The sequence below is a fragment of the Bradyrhizobium pachyrhizi genome, assembly GCF_001189245.1.
GTDB lineage: Bacteria > Pseudomonadota > Alphaproteobacteria > Rhizobiales > Xanthobacteraceae > Bradyrhizobium > Bradyrhizobium pachyrhizi.
The window spans coordinates 137,599-157,130 of the sequence record NZ_LFIQ01000105.1; the positions used below are offsets into that span (position 1 = coordinate 137,599).

At 62.9% G+C, this 19,532-nt stretch carries 18 protein-coding genes and 1 pseudogene; 3 read left to right on the forward strand and 16 right to left on the reverse strand.

Features of this window, described 5'->3' with window-relative positions; translation table 11 throughout:
- Positions 1-22: 22 nt before the first annotated feature.
- From AKL29_RS26710 to AKL29_RS26720, 3 genes and pseudogenes are all read right to left on the reverse strand, one after another.
- Positions 23-1,333 (reverse strand): tetratricopeptide repeat protein, encoded by a 1,311-nt coding sequence (locus tag AKL29_RS26710; protein ID WP_050386221.1) that lies wholly within the window; start codon positions 1,331-1,333, stop codon positions 23-25.
- Positions 1,330-2,205 (reverse strand): hypothetical protein, encoded by an 876-nt coding sequence (locus tag AKL29_RS26715; RefSeq protein WP_063779949.1) that lies wholly within the window; start codon positions 2,203-2,205, stop codon positions 1,330-1,332. Before AKL29_RS26715 ends, AKL29_RS26710 begins: the two co-directional genes overlap by 4 nt.
- A gap of 19 nt (positions 2,206-2,224) precedes the next feature.
- Positions 2,225-3,399, reverse strand: a pseudogene (locus AKL29_RS26720) (MFS transporter).
- Between the two features lie 183 nt (positions 3,400-3,582).
- Here AKL29_RS26720 and AKL29_RS26725 point away from each other — a divergent pair.
- On the forward strand, positions 3,583-4,458 hold the full coding sequence (locus tag AKL29_RS26725; protein ID WP_050386223.1) for an AraC family transcriptional regulator: 876 nt from the start codon (positions 3,583-3,585) through the stop codon (positions 4,456-4,458).
- A 134-nt stretch (positions 4,459-4,592) separates the two neighbouring features.
- Here AKL29_RS26725 and aspT (AKL29_RS26730) read toward each other — a convergent pair whose 3' ends face one another.
- Positions 4,593-6,287: an aspartate-alanine antiporter gene (gene aspT / locus AKL29_RS26730; protein ID WP_050386224.1), complete on the reverse strand. Its 1,695-nt coding sequence runs from the start codon at positions 6,285-6,287 to the stop codon at positions 4,593-4,595.
- Between the two features lie 13 nt (positions 6,288-6,300).
- Positions 6,301-7,992: an aspartate-alanine antiporter gene (gene aspT, locus AKL29_RS26735; RefSeq protein ID WP_050386225.1), complete on the reverse strand. Its 1,692-nt coding sequence runs from the start codon at positions 7,990-7,992 to the stop codon at positions 6,301-6,303.
- A gap of 362 nt (positions 7,993-8,354) precedes the next feature.
- Between aspT (AKL29_RS26735) and aspD the strand changes: the two genes are divergently transcribed.
- Positions 8,355-9,980, forward strand: coding sequence for an aspartate 4-decarboxylase (aspD, locus tag AKL29_RS26740; protein ID WP_050386226.1), 1,626 nt, complete (start codon positions 8,355-8,357; stop codon positions 9,978-9,980).
- 105 nt (positions 9,981-10,085) lie between these two features.
- Here the strand turns inward: aspD and AKL29_RS26745 are convergent, their stop codons facing one another.
- The 9 genes from AKL29_RS26745 to AKL29_RS26785 form a co-directional block, all read right to left on the reverse strand.
- Entirely contained in the window at positions 10,086-10,823 is a 738-nt protein-coding gene (locus AKL29_RS26745) for an outer membrane protein (protein WP_050386227.1), read from the reverse strand.
- A gap of 205 nt (positions 10,824-11,028) precedes the next feature.
- A complete protein-coding gene (locus AKL29_RS26750) occupies positions 11,029-11,259 on the reverse strand; it encodes a hypothetical protein (RefSeq protein WP_028344998.1) in 231 nt (76 codons plus the stop codon).
- 237 nt (positions 11,260-11,496) lie between these two features.
- Positions 11,497-11,790 (reverse strand): HdeA/HdeB family chaperone, encoded by a 294-nt coding sequence (locus AKL29_RS26755; protein WP_050386228.1) that lies wholly within the window; start codon positions 11,788-11,790, stop codon positions 11,497-11,499.
- A gap of 23 nt (positions 11,791-11,813) precedes the next feature.
- Complete coding sequence (locus AKL29_RS26760) at positions 11,814-12,110, reverse strand: HdeA/HdeB family chaperone (RefSeq protein WP_028334156.1); 297 nt, start codon at positions 12,108-12,110, stop codon at positions 11,814-11,816.
- Positions 12,111-12,164: 54 nt separating this feature from the next.
- The gene (locus AKL29_RS26765; RefSeq protein WP_050386229.1) at positions 12,165-12,593 is read right to left on the reverse strand and encodes a universal stress protein; all 429 of its coding nucleotides are present in this window, start codon (positions 12,591-12,593) and stop codon (positions 12,165-12,167) included.
- Between the two features lie 99 nt (positions 12,594-12,692).
- Positions 12,693-13,115 (reverse strand): hypothetical protein, encoded by a 423-nt coding sequence (locus AKL29_RS26770; protein WP_050386230.1) that lies wholly within the window; start codon positions 13,113-13,115, stop codon positions 12,693-12,695.
- A gap of 29 nt (positions 13,116-13,144) precedes the next feature.
- On the reverse strand, positions 13,145-14,077 hold the full coding sequence (locus AKL29_RS26775; RefSeq protein WP_050386231.1) for a DUF2950 domain-containing protein: 933 nt from the start codon (positions 14,075-14,077) through the stop codon (positions 13,145-13,147).
- Complete coding sequence (locus AKL29_RS26780) at positions 14,074-15,804, reverse strand: DUF3300 domain-containing protein (protein WP_050386290.1); 1,731 nt, start codon at positions 15,802-15,804, stop codon at positions 14,074-14,076. Before AKL29_RS26780 ends, AKL29_RS26775 begins: the two co-directional genes overlap by 4 nt.
- A gap of 87 nt (positions 15,805-15,891) precedes the next feature.
- Positions 15,892-17,202: a TAXI family TRAP transporter solute-binding subunit gene (locus AKL29_RS26785; RefSeq protein ID WP_244482438.1), complete on the reverse strand. Its 1,311-nt coding sequence runs from the start codon at positions 17,200-17,202 to the stop codon at positions 15,892-15,894.
- On the opposite strand from AKL29_RS26785, the gene AKL29_RS42980 reads away from it, so the two are divergent.
- The gene (locus AKL29_RS42980; RefSeq protein ID WP_160321796.1) at positions 17,195-17,755 is read left to right on the forward strand and encodes a hypothetical protein; all 561 of its coding nucleotides are present in this window, start codon (positions 17,195-17,197) and stop codon (positions 17,753-17,755) included. The genes AKL29_RS26785 and AKL29_RS42980 overlap by 8 nt on opposite strands.
- Here AKL29_RS42980 and AKL29_RS26790 read toward each other — a convergent pair.
- Both AKL29_RS26790 and AKL29_RS26795 read right to left on the reverse strand, forming a co-directional pair.
- The gene (locus tag AKL29_RS26790) at positions 17,741-18,973 is read right to left on the reverse strand and encodes an HlyD family secretion protein (RefSeq protein ID WP_028334149.1); all 1,233 of its coding nucleotides are present in this window, start codon (positions 18,971-18,973) and stop codon (positions 17,741-17,743) included. The two genes, AKL29_RS42980 and AKL29_RS26790, sit on opposite strands and share 15 nt — an antisense overlap.
- On the reverse strand, positions 18,966-19,403 hold the full coding sequence (locus AKL29_RS26795) for a hypothetical protein (RefSeq protein ID WP_028334148.1): 438 nt from the start codon (positions 19,401-19,403) through the stop codon (positions 18,966-18,968). Before AKL29_RS26795 ends, AKL29_RS26790 begins: the two co-directional genes overlap by 8 nt.
- Positions 19,404-19,532: the final 129 nt, after the last annotated feature.

The window sequence follows — 19,532 nt, forward strand, 5'->3', positions numbered from 1 at the left end:
CAGGTCCCAAACCAGGACACGTTCAGATCCCCGCGAGCGGAACGCCACTCGCCGCATTCTGCGGTCGTCGTGACGCGATCAGCCGCCGCGCCTCGTCGGCTCGACCGCTGCGCAGCAAGGCGCAGGTCACGGAATATTCCAGCAGGTCGCGCTGGGCGCGGCTGCCTCCAACCCTTTCATGGGTTGCCAGGACGGGCCTTAGCTCATCGACGACCCGTGTCCAGTCGCCCCTGGCCAAACCATCGAAGCCGCGCGCGATGGGCACCACCATATCCGCGGCGGGTCCCTTCGGGTTCTCGATGATCCTCGCCAAGGCCTCCGCATCGCCAGCCATTGCAAAGGCAAGCGCGCTGTGCATGTCGGCAAAGATGATCCCCGAATTGGGAAACCACTTCGCCGCATACTGGCTGATCTCGCTCCAGAGTTTCGGATATCGCGGCTCGCCCGCCATCTCGGCGCGCGCAAGGAACGAGGCGCAATCCGTGAGGACATTGATTTGCGGCCCCCACGAGCCACCCGGATGCAGCGCCTCACGATAGATCCTCCAGGCTTGATCCCGCCTGCCGGTCTCCAGCGACCACAGGGCAAGATGCCAACTGATATGGCAATGCAGTTGCCCCTCGCGTGGGTAGGCGGCGTTCCATTGCTCGAGATAAACCAGCCCCTCCTCGCGCTGTCCCTTCTCATAGAACAGATGGGCCTTGATATGCGCAGCGTGAGCGTTGCGGGGACAACCACGAAGTGCGGTCTCGATATTCCTGAAACCACTGTCGAACCTGTGCAGCTCAATTTCAGCAAACGCGAGCACGGTTCGAAACCACCAGTCATCGCCATAATGGGTTGCAAGCGGCTCCAGCATCGCCAGTTGCTCAACCTCGCGGCCGGACTTGCCCGAGAAGCCGATCAAGCCGAAGACACCGGTGGCCGGTGCCAGCACCATGGCATCGCGCGGCCAGTGCTTCATATGTTCGGCGATCGCCGAAACCGCCGCAGCGCCTTGACCACTCAGGATCTTGGCAAAGATCGCAATATGACCTTGCTCGCGCGAAGTCGTAGCCGGCGCTAGCGCGATCGCGCGTTCGAGCGGCGCTTTGACTTCGTTGCCGCGACCGAGCAGTTGCAGGGTTCGCGCAAGCGCGATGTGCGCCAGAGCGAAACCTTCGTCGGCGACGATCGCGTCGCGGAATGCCTGGTCAATTCCCGATCCGGCCGAGAGCAGCTTGTCGACGCCGGCGACATATGCGTCGCGGGCGGCGGCAGAGCTTGTGCTCAAGGGGTTACCGTACCGGTCTTCAAGAACGCGCACCCGATTTCCCATCGAACTCTCGGTCATTTTGATGACACTCCCTCCATGGAAACCTGCTTGGCCTTGGCTTGCCGCCGGCGGCGCTCATCACCCAGCTTGAGCAGCCGCTCTCGATCCGCTGGATTTACTCTTCCATACCGGGGCCGCCAAAGGGAACCCTCCTCCTTCCACGCAAATGGCGCTTTCACAGTCGTTCGCGGCGCCGTCGCCGTGTCGAAAAGGCCGAGCGCCTGGCGCATGATTTCGCGCTGCATGTCCGGTCGCCAGGGATGCCCGCAAGGATTGCCCAGCGGGAAATCCGTGAAATAGAACCGTGGCACGCCGCAGTGCTCCACGACATCCTGCGCCGAGCCGACAATGACCGTCGGAATGCCGTTCGCTTCCAGATGCCGGGCCACCAAGCTTACGGTCTGATGACACACGGGGCAAAGGGGGCAAAGGATCGCAGCATCCGCCCCGTCTTTTCGAACCCGTGCCAGGATTTCAGGTGCATCCTCCGCGTTCGTTTTCCGTTGGCTGTATTCTGTCGGCACGCCGTGAAAGTGCCGGGTCAGTCCGACGAGGGCGCCTTCGCCGACCAATCCGAAAGCGGCTTCTACCGGCAAGAAGCTGCCCGGATCATTGGTGTGGGTCGACTCCTTGTCCCACGCAACATTGTCGGTAAACAGCTTCCCGGGCGGCGGCGAAACCACACCCGACCATACCCGTTTGACGCCGTCAAAATCCGGCGGACTGGCCGTCGTAATCAGTGCGATACGCAGGTCCGATGATGGTTTGGCAGGTTTGGTGAAAGGGACATCATCAAAGGTCGCCCAGACATAGTCGTTGTCGTAACCCAGGGCACGGTAATATTGGCGCGTTCGCTCCATATATTGAACTGGGGTTTCCGCTACGCTCATGTGGATTCTCCTCGAGACGCTAGCTTGGTCGTGCGGCGGGCCGGTATGAAAAGCCGATGAGTGCCAGCAACGCGGCGACGAGTGGTGCGAACGACAGCATCAGGACGGTCGACCAGCCGAAGGACGACAGCAGCCCGCCCGAAAGGAAGGAGCCGACCGTCATCGTTCCGAAGACCACGAAATCATTGAGCGACTGAACGCGCGCCTTTTCCCCGGGACGATGGCACTCCAGGATCATCGCGGAGGCGCCGATGAAGCCGAAGTTCCAGCCGATCCCGAGCAGGCTCAGCGACGCCCAGAAATGCAAGACATCGATCCCGAGCAGGCCCACCGACGAAGAGGCCGCAATCAATACCAGCCCGACCGCGACGATCGCGGATGCGCCGAAGCGCGTGATCAGGAGGCCGGTCCAAAAACTCGGGGCGTACATCGCGATGACGTGCCACTGCAAACCGAGATTGGCCGATTCCTGAGGCAGCCCGCAGAGCTTCATCGCCAGCGGGGCTGCGGTCATGAGGAAATTCATGAGCAGGTAGGAGACGACCCCGCAGATCACGGCCAGGATAAAGCGCGGCTGCCGGGCAATGACAGCGAGTGGCCTTCCGGCGTGGAGATGCGTTGCAGTCAGCGGAGGAAGCTCAACGCCCGCCAGAATGACCGCGGAGAGCGCGGCAACCACCGCCTGGCCGACAAACGTCGCGGCAAAGAGGTACGGCGCCCACAGATTCATGGTATGCGTCACGAGCTGTGGACCGATCACACCGGCGAACACACCGCCAGCCATCACGGCCGAGAGCGCGCGCGGACGCCGTTCAGGTGCTGCGCAATCGGCCGCCGCAAAGCGGAACGAGAGCACCACGGCCGCGTAGACGCCGCCAAGAAGGTCCCGGCGCAGAATAGCGGGAACGACGCGTTGAGTACTGCCAGGAGCGCAATCAAGCCCGCGAGGACGCCGCTGCCTGCACCGAGCAGGAATGTCGCGCGCCGGCCACAGCGCTGCGCGACAGCGCCCGCCGGCAGCGTGCACATAGCCATGCCGACGACAAAAACCGAGACCGGCAGCGTCGCAAGTGCCTTGGTGGGCGCCAGCATGTCGCCGACCACGGCCCCGGTTGCGTAGACGACCGTGGAATTGGCGCCTGCGAGGGCCTGGGCGACAGCCAGCCTTGCGACATTGCTGCGCTTTCGGCGAATGGCGGTCGGCGCCTCATGGCTGGGAACGGGAAAATTGAAGTTCACGCTGCGGCTTGCTCCGCCGTTAGATGTCCGTCGACGGGACGTCGCCGATCGGACCGGTGGCCGGTCCACGGGCCGTGGATCACCGCGTCGGAGTTAAGGAGAAATCGCTGGACTTTTCCTTCTACAGATTGCCAATTTATGTCGATGAAACGTCACATTTCGCCAGGGAATGCTGGCTGGAAGACGGTCGATGCCCCGCACGGTCTCGGATCACCGAAGCCTTTGATCGTTCGGGTGCAGTCTCTTCCCGCGAGGAGCTACTTCGCCGAACACAGTCACAGCTGGAATCAGCTGGTCTACGCGATCTCAGGCGCGCTCACCGTGAAGGCGGATGGACGGCGCGTCGTCATTTCTCCGGAACAGGCCGTCTGGCTGCCCGCCGGTACGAAGCATTCGGTCGGCTCCCTGATGGGAGCGGAATTCCGGAGCCTCTGGGTCGCCAATGCTGCCAGCCAAGGCATGACTTCGGGCACGACCGTCATCCATGTGTCCCCGCTCCTGCGGACGCTCATCGTGGAAGCCGCGTCGCTGAAAGGCGAGGATCGTCGCTACGCCGCTCGCGTTATCGCGCTCATCCTCGATCAGTTGCGGCGGGCGACGCCGATCTCGGCAGCGTTACCTTGGCCCACCCACCCGGGCCTGCTGGCCCTCTGTGAAACCCTCTACGCCGATCCAGCGAATCCTCGCCGCGCCGAGAGATGGGGGCGTGAGATCGGCATGTCGCCGCGAACCTTGACGCGGCACTTCGAGCGCGAAGTCGGCATGAGCTTGCGTGCATGGCGTCAGCGTCTCCGCCTGCTCAAGGCTATCGAATTGTTGGGCAGCGAACTGCCGATCACGGAGATCGCGTTGCGTCTGGGTTACTCATCGGCCTCCGCATTCATATTCATGTTTCGCTCTGAAATGCGCGTTAGTCCCCTGCAACATCGACGCAGTCTGGGCCAAGCTGCCAGCAGAGGGACTCCATCAAGGCGTCGATCCGGATCTCAGGATTCGCCCCGCCGAGCGCGCTGACCCTTCAGCCGTAGGGACTCGTTGGAAACCGCAGTTCAGTTCGGAACAGGCGAAATACGGTCGTCCGGACCCGGGGGAGGCTCGCTTGTGCGCGACTCTCAATGACGAGGTAGGCGCGAGCCGTCCCTGCCCCGTCATCCAGCGAAAACGACGACCATGATCGATCCCCAGGTTGTCAGCAGAATATTGGAGATCGGATAGGCGGGCGTGTAGCCAAGCACCACCACGGAGCTGCCCGAGCGCTCCTGAATGGCCGCCATCGCGGCCGTGACCGTCTGTGCGCCAGTCAGTGCACCGAGCAGGAGGATCGGGTTCATGCGCAACACGAAATGGCCGAAGCAGAAGCCGACGATCTGCGGCAACAGGGTCACAAACATGCCACCCAGCAGCAGGCCGACGCCCGACTCCCGTATGGCGGAGAGGAAGACCGGACCGGCATGGATCCCGGTCAGGCCGACGAAGGCAGCCAGTCCAAGCGATGTCATCAGGCTGATGGCGCCATCGGGGATCCGGCCGAAATACGGCAGACGCGTACGGAGATAGCCGACAAGAAGTCCAGCGAGCAGCGTACCGACGCTGGTGCTCAGCGAGATCGTGACGCCACCAATCGAAAAGCTCAGGAGCACGCCAACGAGGCCGCCGAAGAAGATCGCGAGCCCCAGCACCACGAAATCGATGCTGGTGCTCGGCGCAACGATGACGCCGATGCTCTTGGCGGCATTCTGCACCACCGATTCAGGACCGACGATGCGAAGCATATCGCCGCGCTGCAGGACAACGCCGGCCGCGATGGGGAGGGCTTCATCGCCGCGGCTCAACGAACGCAAGTAGAGGCCGCGTGCCCAGCTCTGTTCCGACGCCTGCTGCAGACTGCTGCCTGCAAGCTCCGGGTTGATCAGGAACACGTCCGCCGAGATCACGGGGATGTCGAGCAACTCGCTGTCCTCCACCTCCTCGCCGCGCGGTTCGATCAGTTCGACGATGGTCTGGCGCGGCGCCGACAGCGCGATGATATCGCCGGCCGCGAGCACCGTTGCAGGCTCCGCCTCCAGGATGCGCTCGCCGCGACGAATGCGGTGGATGAACACGCGCTGCCCGGGGACGTGAGCTTCGGCGGCCGCAACCGACAATCCGGCGATCGCCGCGTGAGCTTCCAGCCGGTAGGCACGCATTTCGAATTTGCGCCAGGCCGATGCCAGCCCGGGCTTGGCGCGCGTGATGCCCAGGGCCTGCTCCAGCTTGAGCGCCTCCGCCTTCAGATCGATTTTCAGCAGCGCCGGAACGACAATGGTGCAAAACGTGATCACGCCGGCATAGCCGAAGATGTAGCAGACCGCATCCGCGACCGCGATGTGCGAAACAAACAACGCGCGCTGTGCCTCGGACACAGGCAGGGAATTGACCGCGTCGGTCGCCGTACCCATTGCAGCGCTCTGGCTGAGCGCGCCCGACAGGAGCCCGGCGGCAAAGCCGGGGTCGAGCCGCAGCACGCGTGCCACGACGATCGCCGCCGCAAGACCGGTGAAGCTCACGACAACGGCCATCAGCATCGGCTTCAGCCCGTCGCGCTTCATCGCCAGCACGAATTGCGGGCCGACCGAATAGCCGACCCCGAACAGGAACAGCAGGAACAGGAACGATTTGGTCATGCTTGAGACGGGCACATGCGCGAAATCGCCGACCGCGAGTCCTGCGAACAGCGCGCCCGTCACCGGGCCAAGGCTGAAAGCGCCGATCCTGAAGCTCCCGATCCAGTAGCCCGCCGCGATCACCAGGAACAGCGCGAGCTCCGGATAACGAACGAGAAATTGCGCAAGCCAGGTCAACATTGTCGGGCCGCGGCTAGGTCATCATCATCACCAGCACCATGCCCCAGATCGTCAGCAGCGTGTTTCCGACCGCGTAGGTGACGGTATAGCCAAGGCCGGGAATCTGACTTTTGGCGCGGTCGTTGATCATGCCCAGCGAGGCGGTCGTGGTACGCGCGCCGGAGCAGCATCCGAGCAGGATCGCGTCGTGGAAGCGGAACACGTATTTGCCGACAAACATCGCCAGGATCAACGGCACGGTAGTCACGACGACGCCCCAGAGGAACAGGCTGAAGCCGAGCTTCTGCAAGCCGGCGACAAATCCCGGGCCCGAGGAGATTCCGACGATGGCAATGAAGACGTTCAGGCCGACCGAGTTCATGAACCACACCGTGGGTGACGGGATTCGGCCGAAGGTCGGATGCACGGATCGGAGCCAGCCGAAGAACAGGCCGGAGATCAGCGCGCCGCCGGAGGTGGACAGCGTGAGCGGCACGCTTCCGATCTTGTAGACGAAAGCGCCGACCAGGGCGCCGATCGCAATGGCCGCCCCGATGAAGGCGACGTCGGCGACGTCGGTTGCGCGGTCGGGCCGGCCCAGCAGCTTTGTGGTGGCGGCGACATCGGATGTGCGGCCCACCAGCGTGAGGATGTCGCCCCGATTGATCTTGGTGTTCGGCAGGATCGGAATCTCGACCGCGATCGCGCCCCGGGCGATCTTGCGCAGAAATACGCCGCGAGCGCCCGGTTCCTTCGCCAGTTGCTCCAGCGTCTTGCCGTCGACGTCCTTGCTGGTGACGTAGACATCGACGCCTTCGATCGGCACTGCCAGCAGTTCGCGATCGTCAACCTCCTCGGCCTGCTCGCCGATCAGCTGCACCAGCACATCGCGGCGCCCGGCGACGGCGACGACATCGCCGGCATGAATCACAGTGTCCGAAGTTGCCTCCACGACCTTGCCGGCTTGCCGGAGCCTAAGGACGAAGATGCGATGATCGGGAAGCAGCGCCTCGGCCTGCCCGACCGTCTTGCCGGCGACGGGTCCGCGCTCATGAACGCGATAGGCGCGCACATCGAACTGGTGCCAGGCCGTCCCCGGGCCGCCCAGCTGCTTCTTGCCGCCATGCTCCTCCTCGTATTTCTTGCACGCGGCTTCGAGATCGATCCCGAGCAGCGCCGGTCCGAGCAGCGCCAGCACGATCGCCGACCCAACCGTGCCGAAAATATAGGTCACGGCATAAGCGACCGGCATGGCATCGAGCAGCTTCTTGGCTTCGTCGGCGGGCAGACCAAGGCGATTGATGGCGTCGGTCGCGAGCCCCATCGACGCGGAAATCGTCTGTGAGCCGGCATAGAGCCCGATGGCCGATCCGACGTCGTAACCGGCGAGCTTGGCGCCGAGATACGCAGACAGCAGGCAGAAGACACAGACCACCGCCGCGAAAACCGCCTGCGGGACGCCGTCCTGCGCGATGCCGCGCACGAATTGCGGTCCGACACCGTAACCGATTGCAAACAGGAACATCAGAAAGAAGAACGGCTTCAGCGGCCCTGATATGGTGATCCCGATCTGGCCGATGATGACAGCGGCGATCAGCGTCGCGGTGACCGCGCCCAGACCAAGGCCCTTATAGGTGAAGGATCCGAAATAGTAGCCCAGGGCCAGCGAGAGGAAGATCGCAATTTCGGGATAGGTGCGGAGCGTCTGGAAGAGCCAATCGATCATGATGTCACCCGTTCATGCTGTCCCCGGGCCTCGGCGTGCGCCCGCTTCGATCTCGTGCAGGGGTGCCGAAAAGGGCGAGCAACCGTATCGGTCGACATCAGACGGCGGTTGGCGAGCAGGATGTTGATCTATGTCAACCGCAGCTGCGGGAACCTTGCGATTTCACTATCTTGCCGACACTACGCACGTGCCGCGCACTCGCATCGTGAGCGACTATCCGTCGCAGCATCGCATCGCCTGCGCGTGAACGTTGACATAGATCAAGGCTCACAACCGGTCGCCGATCATGCTGCGCGCGATTGCGCAGACAACAGAGGCTGTCGCCTCCATTCCAACAGCATGCATCGCCCCGGGAGTGTCAAATGGCCGATCTTCTGACCCTGAAGAAATTCGAGGCGCTGAGCCCCTTCGAGATCAAGGACGAGCTGATCAACCTCGCCAAGAGCAATTCGAAGCGGAGCCAGATGCCGTTCCTGAACGCCGGGCGAGGCAATCCCAACTGGGTGGCGACGACGCCGCGCGAAGCCTTCTTCCTGCTGGGACAGTTCGCCATCACCGAGAGCAAGCGGGTGATGGAGCACCCGGCGGGCATCGGCGGCATGCCCCAGGCAAACGGCATTGCCGGGCGGTTCGAGGCCTGGCTCAAGCAGCACAAGGACATGCCGGGCGCGAGCTTCCTGACCGAGATGCTGCCCTTTGCGGTCAAGAAATTCGGCTTCAACCCCGACGCCTTCGTCCACGAGCTGGTCGATTCGATCATCGGTGACAATTACCCGGTGCCGGACCGCATGCTGGTGCACAACGAAAAGATCGTGCACGAATACCTGATGTGGGCGGTTTGCGGCGAGCCCCGGCCGGCCGGGAAATTCGACATCTATGCGGTCGAGGGCGGCACGGCGGCGATGTGCTACCTCTTCAAGTCGTTGAAGGCCAACCGGCTGCTGGTGCCGGGCGATACGATCGCGCTGGCGACGCCGATTTTCACGCCCTACATCGAGATGACGCACCTAGAAGACTACGACCTGAAGGTCGTTCAGATCAGGGCTCCGCAGGAAAACAAGTTCCAGTTCACCGACGAGGAAATCAAGAAACTGGAGGATCCGAAGATCAAGGCCTTCTTCGTCGTCAATCCGTCCAACCCTCCGGGGATGGCGTTGAGCAAGGAAACGGTTGCCAAGCTGGCCAATCTGGTCAAGACCAAGCGCCCCGACCTGATGATCCTCACCGACGACGTCTACGGCACCTTCGTGCACGGGTTCCGTTCGCTGCTCGGCGAACTCCCGCACAACACCATCGGCGTCTACTCCTATTCGAAGTATTTCGGTTGCACGGGATGGCGGCTCGGGGCCATCGCCATCAACGAGGACAACATCTTCGACAAGATGATCGCCAGGCTCCCGAACGAGGCCGTGAAGGCACTCGACAAGCGCTACGGGCCGCTCACGCTCGAACCACGCAAGCTCAAGCTGATCGACCGCATCGTCGCCGACAGCCGCGACGTGGCGCTCAATCACACCGCGGGCCTGTCATTGCCGCAGCAGGTGATGATGAGCCTGTTCTCGCTCGCCGAGATGATGGACGTGAACAAGGCCTATCAGGCGGCCTGCATGGAGATCGTCAACAAGCGCCTGTGGTCGATGCTCGACGGCCTCGGGCTGGCCGACAAGCTGAGCCCGAATCCGAACTACGATGCCTACTACGCCCTGATCGATTTCGAGTTCTGGGCCCGGAAGAACATCGGCGACGATGCGGTTGAATACCTGAAGAAGAACGTCCATCCGCTGGACCTGGCGTTCAGGCTGGCCGAAGCCCACGGGATCGTGCTGTTGAACGGCGGCGGTTTCGATGCGCCCGAATGGTCGCTTCGCGTGTCGCTCGCGAACCTGCCCGACGATGTCTATGACGATATCGGGCGCGGCGTTCGGACCATCGCCAGAGGCTATCGCGACGCCTACGAGGCAGCGAAGGGCGGAGCCGCAAAGCGCTGACGGCGGTGCCTGCCGCGCATCGAGCGTTTGGATCGGTAGCGCCAAAGCTAAGGGAAAGGCCCCGGCAGAAAATGCCGGGGCCTAAATTACATCCATCCAGGACGATCAGTATCTCGCGACGACCGGCCCGCCGAACCGATAGTTCAGGCGTATCGTCAGCAGATCCACGTCCTGTCCGATCCGGTTGGCGGCGCCGGCCACGATGGGATTGACCACCGAGAACGTGTTGTTGGCATCGCCCATGAAGAGACGGTCGTATTCGAGCCCGACGGACCAGTTCGGAGTGAAGCCGTATTCGAAGCCCACGCCGATCGTGCCGCCCCAACGGGTCGACGTTGCCGACGCCACCCCGATTCCGCCGACCGTGGTCCAGATGTCATAGCGATTGCTGGTGACCGCTGCACCGCCCTTCACGTAGAACAGCGCGGCATCCCAGGCCCAGCCGAGTTGGCCGGTGAAAAGGCCCAGTCCGTCGGTCTTCGTTGTCGTCGAGAACCTCGGATCGATCAGGCTGAGGCGCGAGCTCTTCAGGTCCGCCCAATCACCCTGTCCTTCCAGGCCGAAGACGAACTGGCCGGCCTGCCAGCGATAGCCGAGCTGTCCGCCGAAAACGCCACCAGAGCGTGAGCTGCATCCGTCGGCCACGACACCACCGACGGCAGGGATGAAGTCCCAGCAGGTGCGGCTCTCGCCCCAACCGCCGTTCGCACCGATATAGAAGCCGGTCCAGTTGTAGACCGGCGGAGGGACCGGCACAGGCGCCGCCTTGACGGCCATGTCAGCCGACAACGCCGGCGTGGCCATGCCGATAATCGCGGCGACAGAAAGCAAAAATCTCTTCATGGAATGATCTCCGGGTCTCTTCGCGTTAATCGAGAAAAGCAGTCCTTGCGTTCGCCCAATCGGGGCAGTGGTCGAAGCCTAGATGTGAGTCACGAAAAGCCACGTGCCAAAATGGCAACACTCAAGGGGCAAACGAACAGCGTGCTCGGGCTCCGCGTTCAACTTCGGTGCAGCACGAAGCTCGCTCTGCCGAAGAGGAGCCGGCTCACTGTTCGACGAGCCAATCGGCAATGTTCTGCGAGGGGATCAATTGCCTGGGGAGGTGCGGATTGATGGTGCCGGCAAACACGACCAGCCCTTCGTCCAGTTTTGACCGTGCGAACGCCTTGGCTTCCGATTCGCTGGCAAATGTCCTGGTCTCGCGAGGACTGCGCGCCCTTCGAGCCAGCAGACCACGTCGGCGAATTTCATAAGTGACATACCAGATGGCCGACACCGCGACACCGGGCGAGAGCGAACAGCCCTAGCAACACACCATCCGGCCAGCGGCCGCGCCTTGACCTTGGTCAAGGGCCCGGACCGTAAAAATACGGGCACCGCGGTCCGAAGCAGTTCGATCAGAAGCGCGAGTGAACCGCGACGAGCCTGCCGACCGTTGGCACCGCCGGCTTCACCTCCGACCCGGGAAGAACGAGGATGCCGTCCGCTGCCTGCGCGTTCGCAACAACGATGATCAGCGCCAGTTCTTTTGCATCGCATTCATTACGGTGTCTGTCTTGTGCGACTTGCAGTACTTGCCGATGACCTTGCCGTTTCGCTCGACGTAGCGAAAATCGACGACAGTCAGGTTCTTCGATGCGCTGAAATAGCCCGACATCCAGGAGCTGACCAGCATTTGTCGTTCCTGATCCGACTCCAGCAATTGCTTGCAGGTAATGAGGGACAGATCGACGACGACCTGCGCTTTGGCCACGACGCTCGTGGCGAGGAGTGCAACGGTCGCAATTGCAAGAATCGATGGTTTCATTGTTATCTTCCAACCCTGTTTGATCACTGGCCGGCCGTAGAGCGCTCAAGACCGGCCATCACGGTCTGAGTGGGATTGGTCGCGCACCACGCCTTCACGCTTGCGACATTCCGTGCATACGCGTTGAGATCGACGAAGACGTATCCCTTCTTTTGATTGAACCAGCCACTCATCCAGGCAGAAAACACGGACGAATCGCCCGGGGACATGGCGAGGTATTGCGAGCAAGTTATCCGCGCCATATCGATGCTCGTCTGCGCTTGCAGCGGGCCCGACAACGCCGCACCGGCAAGAGCCAGGCATACAGTGATTTTGTTCATTTCGATTTCTCCCAAGCTCCGTGCACAGTGATTTCTATCCAGCAATCTGCGCCCTCACTGACAGACAAGGACCGGAGTCTTCGCTTGCGTCAGCACCTTGTTTGTCACACTGCCGATGAGGAGCTTGGAGAGCCCGCTGCGCCCGTGCGATGACATAACGATGAGATCGCAGCCCTTATCCTCGGCTGCTGCGATGATGGCTTGATGGGGGTGCCCGCTCTCGACCTGGCTTGTCTCGCAGGGAACGCCGGCCTCCCTGGCCGCGTGTGCGGCGCGATCCAGCGCGCTCGTGGCCTCTTCCTTGCGTATCTCGGCAAATCTCGCGAGCAAATCACGGTACCGCCCTCCTATTTCCGAGAGCGGCTCAACAACGAAGATGACCGATACTTTGGCTCCGAGAGATTTCGCCAGCGCCAATCCCTGCTTCACCCCTTGCTCCGCCAGTTCCGACCCATCTGTCGGAATGAGAATGTGCCGGTACATGCCTTCACCTCCCGGTTATCTGGATGACGTATCGCCGCCCGCCAAATGCAGGCTGAACCTGAGCCTCGGACCTGGCCTTGAGATAGATCAATCCATCGCTCAGCGCAGCGAGATCGTAAGCCCGCCCAGATTGGCGGCAAATTCCAGCCCTGCCTTCGGTCCCTTGAGCGCCAGCACCACCCCGTGTTCATTTCGCAGGCTCACCCCGCCCACGCCCCCAGCCCATGCGCCGCCTGCTCCGACCAGCGCGTAGCTGCCGGCGAAATCGTTGACGTCCCTGATGCCTGAGGCGGTGCCCTCCAGCCAGGTCACCGACGCACCGGCAGTCACGCCGAGGCTGAAGCCGGACGCGATGAACCGATAGTGCCGCCCGCGGTAGGTCAACGTGCCGCTGCCGCCGCCGCCGCCCACGACGAGCGCGGCCTTCACGAACTTGACCTGAACGTGGCCGACGGCCTGCGCGAAGCATGGCGCGACCGCCAGGACCGTCGCCGCAAGCGCCAGTATGACGGAACGGATCATGGATCGCGTCACTGCAGTCCCCTCCTCGCTCAGGGATTTGTCGGATCCGCTTTCTTCCAGGTCTGATCCGGATCGAAAACGATCATGCGCTTGGCGAGGAAATCGGTGCGTGAGCCGAGATCCTTCTGATAGACCGTGCCTGCGTGGTTGACCAGGAAGGTCATGACGCCGGAATTGCCGTATTCGGCGGGATAGGCGACCAGCGCGAATCCACCGATCATCTTGCCCTTCACGACATAGTTCAGCGCGCCGCCCGGAGCGTCGGAGCCCTGTGCCTTCAGGATCCGATAGTAGTAGCCGTGGTACGGCATGCTCTGCTCGCCGACCTTGTAGCCTTCCGCGGCGGCCTGGGCGGCCAGCTCGCCAAGCGGGCTTGGATACTTGTCGTCGCGCCAGAACAACCCGTCCGTCTTGCCCGGCCTGCTGACGATGCGCTGGGCATAGGCGCCCACACCCTCGCCGCGATCCTTCTCTGCGTATTCGTTCTGTGCGTCGACATAGGCAAGACAGGTCTGGATCGCGGCCAGCTCGTTGCGGCCGATCCTGCGGTAGAGGATTTCGCGACGTCCCGCGGCGGCGTCGAAACTCCAGCCGTCATTGTTGTTGACGAGCGGGATCGGGAACGGGAAATCGTCCCTCCCCAGAATCAAGATGGCTTTCTTGTTGCCGTCAGCCTTGATCGAATGCTTGGCGTCGTAGGCAGAAAGAAAGCTCTCTCGCGCATTGGCGTCGGCGACATCGTCGCCCGACTCGATGATATCGGCGGCATCGCGGCCCAGCACCTTCAGCATCGCCCGACTGGTGCCGGTCTTGACCGCGGTTGCCAAGGCAGACGCCGCGTCTTCCGGATTGGGGAAGCCTTGCTGCGCGCGTGCAGGAGACAGCAGCAAGGCGAGTGCTGTTGCCGCGGCCACGCCGATCGAGGCGATACGATCCAGTCGCGAGTATGAGGGGCCTGTCATCGTGATGCCTCCGACGGGAATGGAATCTTCGCGCCGGCGGCAAGCCAGTCGTGGTAGCTGCGGAACTTGATCCCGAGCTTGTCGTAATAGACCCTGAGATAGCCATCGGCGCCGCGCGTCACCGCCGCCGGCATGACCTGCTCGACCTCCTGCGCCATCACGCCGACATAGGCCTTGCTGCTGCCGAGATAGCTGAAGCGGTAGTAGCCGAGGCCGTTGGCGAGATGTCCCAGCAGTTCGATATCGTGCTTGAGCGCGATGTCGGAGCGTCGTCCACCGCCACCGCCGCCGCGGAAGCCGCCACCTCCGCCACCTCCGCGGAAGCCGCCTCCGCCGCCGCTGAAGCCACCGCCACCACGGCCGGCAAAACTTGCGCCGCCGCCGCCGCCGCGTGGCATGCTGGCCATACTCGATCGCCCGCGCGCCGATGCCGCCGCAGCTGCCCGTCCGGACGATACGTTCATGGCGCCGCCACGACTGCCACCGCCACGATTCGCCGCAGCCGCGCGGTTACCGGCAGCGCCGCGGTTGGCGGCCTTTGCGCGATCGCCACCGCCCCTGTTGCCGGCACCCGCGCGGTCGCCGCCCTTGGCGCGATCGCCTGCACCTGGACGGTCACCACCCTTCGCACGATCTCCGCCGCGGTCGCCTCCACGGTCTCCAGCGCGATCGCCCGCACGATCTCCGGCGCGATCACCCGCACGGTCGCCGCCGCGGTCTCCTGCCCGGTCACCTGCGCGATCTGCACCCGGGCGATCGCCGGGATTGAGAACCTGCTGACCGTCACGGCCGCGAAAGTTCATCCGATCGCTGGCACCGGCCCGATTGGTGTTGCCGCCGAAGCGCTGCTGGACGTTGCTGTTGTTGTAGCGAACGCCCTGGCGATGCGCCGGATTGTGCTGCCAGCCATTTGCGATGTTGGTGGTCCGGTGATTGACATAGACGTTGCGATTGCCCCAATTGAAGCCGCCGCCCCAATAATTGCCCCAGCGTCCGATCGCCCAGCCGGCACCGAAGGCAAGGCCTGCCGCGATCACACCGGCGCCAATATAGGACGGATAGCCGAAATAATACGGCGGATACTCCGCATAGGGCCACGCGCCATAGACCGTCGCGGGATCGTAATAGGGCACGTAGACCGTGTTCGGATCGATCTGCTCGATGACGATGACCTGCTTGCTCTCCTGGGTCTGGACGCTGACCTTCTGCTGCTTGGTCGTCACCAGCTTGTTGTTGGCCTGCGCCTTGCTGCGCAGCCGCTGGATCGCGTCCATGACGTCGGGCTGCTGGGCCAGCACCGCATCGCCCAGGTTCTTCGTCCAATCGATCTTGTCGCTCATCATCGCGAGCACATCGGCGGTGCTCGCGAGGGCCTTCACGCTGTCATCCCAGGCCTGCTTGTCGACCTCGGCCTTCAGCGCATCCCCTTTCAGACTCTTGCGCTCCTTGACCCACCGATCGGCCTGCACGACCTCGAGCGGATAGGTCGACGCCGCCAGCACGTTGGCGAGCAGCGAGTCCGGGTAGAGCGCGATCGGCGCCACCAGGGCCTCCAGCTGTTCCGGCTTCAGGAGCTGATCGGTCGGCTGGGTTGCCGCAGCCGGCTGGCTAGCCTGGGCGGGCGGGCTGGTCTGGGCGGGCGGCTTGTCAGCCGTTTGCGCGAATGCGGCAACGGACGTCACCGAGACCAGCACAACCGCGAGCAGAGTCTTGCCCCAACGGACCATCGCGACCTCCATCGACACCAACGGTCGACAGCATCGGCCACGATCCCCTCCCCTCCTTGATCGAGATCAAGGAAACTGTCCTTCGGCTCAGCTTTCGATTTGGCTTCCGGCCTGGCCCGGCTGTCGCGACGCAAGGTGGATGCGGCGGTCGTGAATCAGGTTCTCGAGCCGATGGGCGGCAACGTTCACCGCCGTAACGGCACGCTCGGCCTTGTCATCCGCGACCGGCTGCTCGCGCTGCGTACGCAGCACCTGATCGATTTCGCGCTCGATCTCTTCGAGGTCCGACACACGGTTAGCCATCCGAATTCGTCCTGCCAGTGCATAAAGCGTGTCGAGCGCCTCCTTCCGGCTCGGTGTCTCGCTCGAGCGGAGAAACTTCCACGCCGCCGCGAGCACCGACGCAAGCCCGCCTGCGATCATCGGCGCCAGGAAGATCGCATTGCCCCATTGATCGAGAAAGCTCTCCCTGGTTCCCTCATAGACCGCTGCCGCCCCGGGATGCACGGGAATGTAGGCACCTGCATCGGTATCGGGCGTGGCGATCTGGGAGAGCGCCGGCAGTTCGGCGAGCAACTGTCGCCGCGCGTTCATGATCGACTGAGTCAGGTCGCTGATCACGTCATTCCCAAGCTTCTTCTGTGCCACCAGATAAAACGACGTCTGCAGCGTCGTCAGGTCATCAGCAGGAATGGGCGGCGAGCCGCGCAGGGTTCCCTTGGGTACGTCGAAGCTTTCATAGGCGCGCTCTTTCTCGGCGATGGCTCCGGCGGACTCGATGGCGATCATCACCGGGCCGGCTCGCGTGGTGCGCGCGAAGACATTGCGCAGCAGCGCAAGGTACTTTTCGGTCAAGGGAATGACGAGCAGGATTGCTCGTACTTCCTTGGTGTCGAGCGCCCGGCGCGCGTCCGCCGGGGCGAGCGGCTTGAACGTCACGCCCGCGCGCGTCAGATCGTATTCGTCGGTCAGCACCTTGATCAGCTTCTGATTGGCTTCGGCACCAATCACCCCGATCGTGGCGCGTTTCAACTCCGCCACGTCAGATATCGCAGCGCCGGGCGGCGCAACCAACAGGACGGTGGCATGGGCCAACACGATAACGGCCTGGGCCTGCGAGAGATCACCGACGTCTCCACGGACGACCGCGAGGTCTACCTTTCCGGACGCGAATGCCTTGGCGGACTCGAGCGGTCCCGGCGTCTGGACCAGGCTGAGCCGGACTGGCGCTTTCGACTGGGCGAACTTTCCTGCGATCGCCGAGACCAGTCTGCCGGCCTCGCCGTCCAGCGAACCAACCGCGATCGTCAGGGTCGTCGGCCGCTCGTACCAGCGATAGGCGAATAGGCTCGCGCCTCCAACCAAAAGCACAAGCCCGGCCACCAGGGCGATGCGCAATGACCTCGGCAACCTGCTGGGATCCACGGCGCGCTACCCAATCGGTCCGGCGTCAGCTGACAACGGTCCGGCGGCGCTGAGCCAGTGCGGGGACCGGACGCTAGATCTTGCAACGATGATAGTTGACCTCCATCCCATCGATGCCCGGGAACTGGCGCGTAATGGTATCGTCGTCGACGGCCTTAAGGAAGAACTGCACATTGGATACCATGATTCCGGACGCACAGCCGACGATGATGTTGATGGTCTGGCCGTCGTCCTTGCGCGATTTGATCTTGCAGTTCTCGAACTTGCTCCGGAGGCGATCGGGCTCGGCGATGAATCCGCCGCCATAGACGCCTCAGAAGTTCGTGAAGGTCAGCTGGTTCGCCCTGCCCTTGTGGGCGAACACTTTTCGGCATTGCTCGGCGCTCGTGGCCCAGGCACCCGTGAGATCGAAAGCGTGCGCGTAACCCGGCAATCCGAAGATCATGCCCGTCGCCACGATTGCGCGAAACTTGCAGTTCGGTTTCATATGCCGTCTCCCTGTTCGCGCCCGTCAGTGACCGCTTAACACCAGCGTCTTGATCGGCAGCAGCAGAGCTTGAATCCGAAGCAGCAAGGCATGAACAAGTGCAGTCGCGTCGACGGCGTGCAGGGCAAAGCCTTTCAACGTGCCGGTTTTCGGATCGGAAATCTCGTCATGGTTGCTGGTGTACGCATTGACGATGCAACTGCTGCCCGGTGTCACGCCGTCAAGGCCGCCCTTGTAAAGCGGCTCCAGGAACACGAGGATCGAACCTGGCTTTTGCAGGCTCTGCGGGTCGATCAACAGCTCGGTGGCCCGAAACTGGCCGGCGGCGATGAAATCCTGCACGCTGGTGACGACCAGCGGAATGATCACCCAGGGTTTCGACATGCAGGTGGCTTCCGCGACCATGCCAGGCTTCATCACCTGGGCCTCGATCTGCCCGAATCCCGCCTGCAACTTGTTGCGGCCCGCTTCGTCCGGTATCAGGATTCCGGCCGGCCGCATGATCTGGGCGACGAGGTCCCCGGGGCGAACGAGGAATTGCTCGACGCGGCCATTGACGCCGGCACGGACGAAGGTCTTGTCGAGATCCACTTGCGCCTGCGCCCGCGCGGCCTCGGCGCTCGCCTTCTCGGCCGGCAACAGCGTGGAGACCCGCAACGTCGCCGATTCCTTGACGGCGCTGGCGGCATCGACGCCGGACTGCCGCTGATCAACCAGCACCTGCAGCTTCTCGATGTCACGTTGCGGCACGATGCCGGGATTGCGGCGCTGCAACTCGCTCTTCACCTCCAGCTCGTCCTTGGCCTGCTGCAAGGAGGCTTTCGCCTCCCCGATCTGAGCGTCCGCCTTGACGACGTCGGCCTGCGCCGCGATCAACGACGCATCGACCTCGGCGATCTTTCGCTTGGCGGTCTCGAGCGCGGCCTCCTGCTTCGAACTGTCGAGCCGGAACAGAACGTCGCCCTTCTTCACCGGCGCGGTGAAGTCGACATTGACCTCGACGACACGACCGGAGCCTTCGGGCAGGATCGGCACGGTCCTGAAGTAGATCGCCGCGGAGGTTGTCGAAGGATGAAAGTAGAAGATCATCGTGATCAGCGAAATCGTGAGCATCAGGCAGCCGGTGATCCCCCATCTCAGTTCGTACCAGACAGAGAAGAACGTGATCTCCTTGCCGAACCGCTTGCCTTGCCGATAGCGGCGGTAGAGGTAATCCGGCAGGATCGTCACCAGCGAGCAGATCATCAGCTCAAGCATGGTTGTGCACCTCTTGCTTGGCGGGCGTCCGGACGTCGGGACCGCCGCCAGGTACGGATTCAGCTTCCGGTTCGGCAGCGCCCGGCGTGGCGTCTGCTATGCGCTCGACGGAATCGGCGATGCTGCGCATCGGCGTGCCGAAATCCGGCAGATCGATGAGTGCCAGCAACAGGCCGGCGACCCAGAAGATATGCATGTGAGTGAAAAGCGATATCAGCCCGAGGACGGCGACGATCTCAAACTGAAGTTTCTGGCTCTTGTGCGCCATGCGCTCCGGCAGGCTGTGCAGCTTCCAGTACAGAGTGCCAACCCACAAGACCGTGGCTACGAGGAAAATGCCCATCACCACCATCAGGGCGTCCGACCCATCGGCGCCGGGAATGAAAAACGGCAGATGATGGGGGGCTGCCGGATGCATCTGTTCGCTCAAGCCAAGTCTCCCGGTCGCAATAACACCGCAGGCGAATCTTGATTGACACTGCTGACGATCCTATCGCGCTTGCTTGATCTGGATCAAGGAAGCCGGTCGGCTCATCCCTACCGTTCCGGGGGCAAGGTG